This is a genomic window from Blastococcus haudaquaticus, assembly GCF_900230285.1.
GTDB lineage: Bacteria > Actinomycetota > Actinomycetes > Mycobacteriales > Geodermatophilaceae > Blastococcus_B > Blastococcus_B haudaquaticus.
In genome coordinates this window covers 1-5,535 of sequence record NZ_OCNK01000011.1, presented here as the reverse complement: position 1 = coordinate 5,535, position 5,535 = coordinate 1, and the positions used below count along the sequence as shown (strand labels likewise).

3 rRNA genes are annotated in these 5,535 nt (G+C 58.8%); all 3 read right to left on the bottom strand.

Annotated features, from left to right (window positions below):
• Window positions 1–7: 7 nt before the first annotated feature.
• A 5S ribosomal RNA gene (rrf, locus tag CRP30_RS22095) occupies window positions 8–124 on the bottom strand.
• Window positions 125–251: 127 nt separating this feature from the next.
• Window positions 252–3,385 (bottom strand): 23S ribosomal RNA (locus tag CRP30_RS22090).
• Between the two features lie 481 nt (window positions 3,386–3,866).
• Window positions 3,867–5,385 (bottom strand): 16S ribosomal RNA (locus CRP30_RS22085).
• Together the 16S, 23S and 5S rRNA genes form the textbook arrangement of a ribosomal RNA operon.
• Window positions 5,386–5,535: the final 150 nt, after the last annotated feature.

Genomic DNA, 5,535 nt, shown 5'->3' with positions numbered 1-5,535 from the left:
AATGGTTGTCCGGCGGCGTCCTACTCTCCCACCCCGTCTCCAGGGCAGTACCATCGGCGCTGAGAGGCTTAGCTTCCGGGTTCGGAATGTTGCCGGGCGTTTCCCTCTCGCCATGGCCGCCGTAACTCTGTGAACATGTACGAACCATTCTGGTTCGTGCGTTCAGAACCGCACAGTGGACGCGAAGCAATCTTCGTAAATTCGACTTTGACCTGATGGTTCCCGCACCCCCCTTGAAGAAGAGGGTGTGTGTGGTCAAGCCCTCGGCCTGTTAGTACCGGTCAGCTGCACACCTTGCGGTGCTTCCACTTCCGGCCTATCAACCCGCTGGTCTGGGCGGGGGCCTTACCCGGTTGACCCGGTGAGAGACCTCATCTTGAAGCGAGCTTCCCGCTTAGATGCTTTCAGCGGTTATCCCTGCCGAACGTAGCTAACCAGCAGTGCACCTGGCGGTACAACTGGCACACCAGAGGTTCGTCCGTCCCGGTCCTCTCGTACTAGGGACAGCTCTTCTCAAGTCTCTTACGCGCACGGCGGATAGGGACCGAACTGTCTCACGACGTTCTAAACCCAGCTCGCGTACCGCTTTAATGGGCGAACAGCCCAACCCTTGGGACCTACTCCAGCCCCAGGATGCGACGAGCCGACATCGAGGTGCCAAACCATCCCGTCGATATGGACTCTTGGGGAAGATCAGCCTGTTATCCCCGGGGTACCTTTTATCCGTTGAGCGACACCGCTTCCACATGCCGGTGCCGGGTCACTAGTCCCAGCTTTCGCTCCTGCTCGACCCGTCGGTCTCACAGTCAAGCTCCCTTGTGCACTTGCACTCGACACCTGATTGCCAACCAGGCTGAGGGAACCTTTGGGCGCCTCCGTTACATTTTGGGAGGCAACCGCCCCAGTTAAACTACCCACCTGACACTGTCCCTGATCCGGATCACGGACCGAGGTTAGACATCCAATTCGACCAGAGTGGTATTTCAACGGCGACTCCACGAACACTGGCGTGCCCGCTTCACAGTCTCCCACCTATCCTACACAAGCCGAACCGAACACCAATATCAAGCTATAGTAAAGGTCCCGGGGTCTTTCCGTCCTGCCGCGCGTAACGAGCATCTTTACTCGTAGTGCAATTTCGCCGAGCCTGTGGTTGAGACAGCTGAGAAGTCGTTACGCCATTCGTGCAGGTCGGAACTTACCCGACAAGGAATTTCGCTACCTTAGGATGGTTATAGTTACCACCGCCGTTTACTGGCGCTTGAGTTCTGAGCTTCGCACCCGAAGGCACTAACCCGTCCCCTTAACGTTCCAGCACCGGGCAGGCGTCAGTCCGTATACATCGTCTTACGACTTCGCACGGACCTGTGTTTTTAGTAAACAGTCGCTTCTCACTGGTCTCTGCGACCCCCCACCGCTACCCACCGCAAGGGTGTTGACGGTAAAGGGCCCCCCTTCTCCCGAAGTTACGGGGGCATTTTGCCGAGTTCCTTAACCACAGTTCGCTCGATCGCCTCGGTATTCTCTACCTGACCACCTGAGTTGGTTTGGGGTACGGGCCGCTCGGAACTCGCTAGAGGCTTTTCTCGGCAGCATAGGATCATCCAATTCGCCTCATTCGGCTATGCGTCGGGCCTCACCCTGTATGCGACGCGGATTTGCCTACGTCGCGGGCCACACCCTTGCACCGGTACTACCACTCACCGGTAGGACTACCTTCCTGCGTCACCCCATCGCTTGCCTACTACCAGTCCGGGTCCCGCGCTAGTCCCCCACACTCACCCCGAAGGGATCGCACGAGGTGTTCGGGCGGTTAGCATCGCTGGGTTCAGCATGGGCGTTCCTTCGCGGGTACGGGAATATCAACCCGTTGTCCATCGACTACGCCTGTCGGCCTCGCCTTAGGTCCCGACTCACCCTGGGCGGATTAGCCTGGCCCAGGAACCCTTGGTCTTCCGGCGGGGGAGGTTCTCACTCCCCTCTCGCTACTCATGCCTGCATTCTCACTCGCGTGGCGTCCACGGCTGGATCACTCCGCCGCTTCGACCGCCACACGACGCTCCCCTACCCATCCACGCACCTGGCCGCCACCTCGAGGGCAACGACGGGCTAACGCATGAATGCCACGGCTTCGGCGGTGTGCTTGAGCCCCGCTACATTGTCGGCGCGGAATCACTTGACCAGTGAGCTATTACGCACTCTTTCAAGGGTGGCTGCTTCTAAGCCAACCTCCTGGTTGTCTCTGCGACTCCACATCCTTTTCCACTTAGCACACGCTTAGGGGCCTTAGCCGATGATCTGGGCTGTTTCCCTCTCGACTACGAACCTTATCGCCCGCAGTCTCACTGCCACGCTCTCACTTACCGGCATTCGGAGTTTGGTTGACGTCAGTAACCTTGTGGGGCCCCTCAGCCATCCAGTGCTCTACCTCCGGCAAGAAACACGTGACGCTGCACCTAAATGCATTTCGGGGAGAACCAGCTATCACCGAGTTTGATTGGCCTTTCACCCCTACCCACAGCTCATCCCCCAGGTTTTCAACCCTGGTGGGTTCGGTCCTCCACGCGGTCTTACCCGCGCTTCAACCTGGCCATGGGTAGATCACTCGGCTTCGGGTCTAGGGCACGCGACTGATGGTCGCCCTGTTCGGACTCGCTTTCGCTACGGCTACCCCACACGGGTTAACCTCGCCACGTACCACTAACTCGCAGGCTCATTCTTCAAAAGGCACGCAATCACCCCGGACCGAAATCCTAAGGCTCTCACGGCTTGTAGGCACACGGTTTCAGGTACTATTTCACTCCCCTCCCGGGGTACTTTTCACCTTTCCCTCACGGTACTTGTCCGCTATCGGTCACCAGGGAGTATTCAGGCTTAGCGGGTGGTCCCGCCAGATTCACACCGAATTTCACGGGCTCGGTGCTACTTGGGAAACACGTCCGGGAGATGCAGCGTTTTCGTGTACGGGGCTCTCACCCTCTACGGCGACCCCTTCCAGAGGCCTTCCACTAACACATGCATTTTCTCACTCCCCGTCCCTTCGGCAGAAGGAACTGGACGGTCCCACGACCCCGACCACACAACGCCTGCCGGCTATCACATGCGATCGGTTTAGCCTCATCCGCTTTCGCTCGCCACTACTCACGGAATCACGGTTGTTTTCTCTTCCTGTGGGTACTGAGATGTTTCACTTCCCCACGTTCCCTCCACACGCCCTATGTGTTCAAGCGCGGGTCACACCACATGACTGGTGCGGGGTTCCCCCATTCGGAAATCCTCGGATCAACGCTCGGTTGACAGCTCCCCGAGGCTTATCGCAGCCTCCTACGTCCTTCATCGGCTCCTGGTGCCAAGGCATCCACCGTGTGCCCTTAACAACTTGGCCACACAAAAATCCCGCAACACCACCCCCGGAAGGAAGCGTGCTGCGGGCCTACAAGAACCCTGCTAATCAGAGTCTTTAAAGATGCTCGCGTCCACTGTGCAGTTCTCAACGTACGACCAGACACCGCCCACACGCCCCCGCCAGACCCCGGACTCCCCACAGGGAACCAGGCGGTACGAGAAACAGGACGGCCCTGACACAAGAGCAACGTCACCACCCACCAGGTTCCCCCGGCGGACAGGTCCGCTCTCTCAGGACCCAACAGCGTGCCTACGAACCGAACCCATCCCTGTCCACCACGTTCCACACCCGCATGCGCGGGCCGTACTAGCAGCGACCAGAGAGGCCGGCCGAACTGGTCAGCGTTCCACCCTCGAGCACCACCCCAGAAACTGCGCGACCCTCCGAGACTGGAGAACCGTCGTGTCCTGGGCGCGGCTCTGCACCACACCCCCGAGGGATGCGGTGAAGTGCTCCTTAGAAAGGAGGTGATCCAGCCGCACCTTCCGGTACGGCTACCTTGTTACGACTTCGTCCCAATCGCCGATCCCGCCTTCGACGGCTCCCTCCACAAGGGTTGGGCCACCGGCTTCGGGCGTTACCGACTTTCGTGACGTGACGGGCGGTGTGTACAAGGCCCGGGAACGTATTCACCGCAGCGTTGCTGATCTGCGATTACTAGCGACTCCAACTTCATGGGGTCGAGTTGCAGACCCCAATCCGAACTGAGACCGGCTTTTTGGGATTCGCTCCACCTCACGGTATCGCAGCCCTTTGTACCGGCCATTGTAGCATGTTTGCAGCCCTAGACATAAGGGGCATGATGATTTGACGTCATCCCCACCTTCCTCCGAGTTGACCCCGGCAGTCTCCTATGAGTCCCCACCATCACGTGCTGGCAACATAGAACGAGGGTTGCGCTCGTTGCGGGACTTAACCCAACATCTCACGACACGAGCTGACGACAACCATGCACCACCTGTGCACGGCCCTTACGGACCCACCATCTCTGGAGGATTTCCGTGCATGTCAAGCCTAGGTAAGGTTCTTCGCGTTGCATCGAATTAAGCAACATGCTCCGCCGCTTGTGCGGGCCCCCGTCAATTCCTTTGAGTTTTAGCCTTGCGGCCGTACTCCCCAGGCGGGGCGCTTAATGCGTTAGCTGCGGCACGGAACTCGTGGAATGAGCCCCACACCTAGCGCCCAACGTTTACGGCGTGGACTACCAGGGTATCTAATCCTGTTCGCTCCCCACGCTTTCGCTCCTCAGCGTCAGTTGTTGCCCAGAGACCCGCCTTCGCCACCGGTGTTCCTCCTGATATCTGCGCATTTCACCGCTACACCAGGAATTCCAGTCTCCCCTGCAACACTCTAGTTTGCTCGTATCGACTGCAGACCCGAGGTTGAGCCTCGGGATTTCACAGCCGACGCAACAAACCGCCTACGAGCTCTTTACGCCCAATAATTCCGGACAACGCTTGCACCCTACGTATTACCGCGGCTGCTGGCACGTAGTTGGCCGGTGCTTCTTCTGCAGGTACCGTCACTTTCGCTTCGTCCCTGCTGAAAGAGGTTTACAACCCGAAGGCCGTCATCCCCCACGCGGCGTCGCTGCGTCAGGCTTTCGCCCATTGCGCAATATTCCCCACTGCTGCCTCCCGTAGGAGTCTGGGCCGTGTCTCAGTCCCAGTGTGGCCGGTCACCCTCTCAGGCCGGCTACCCGTCGTCGCCTTGGTAGGCCACTACCCCACCAACAAGCTGATAGGCCGCGGGCCCATCCCCAGCCGATGAATCTTTCCACCACCAGACCATGCGGTCAGCAGTCATATCCGGTATTAGCCCCAATTTCTTGGAGTTATCCCAGAGCTGAGGGCAGGTTGCCCACGTGTTACTCACCCGTTCGCCACTGATCCCCCCGCAAGCGGAGTTCACCGTTCGACTTGCATGTGTTAAGCACGCCGCCAGCGTTCGTCCTGAGCCAGGATCAAACTCTCCGTAGATGAATTCGAAACCGGCTGAGAACCGAGAGCTAGCACTCTCGATATCAATCAACCAAAGGAATCCCAAACCAGAACCCGAAGGCCCCGGCACGGGGTATTACTTGGCACTGACTTTCGGCACGCTGTTGAGTTCTCAAAGAGCGGACGCGC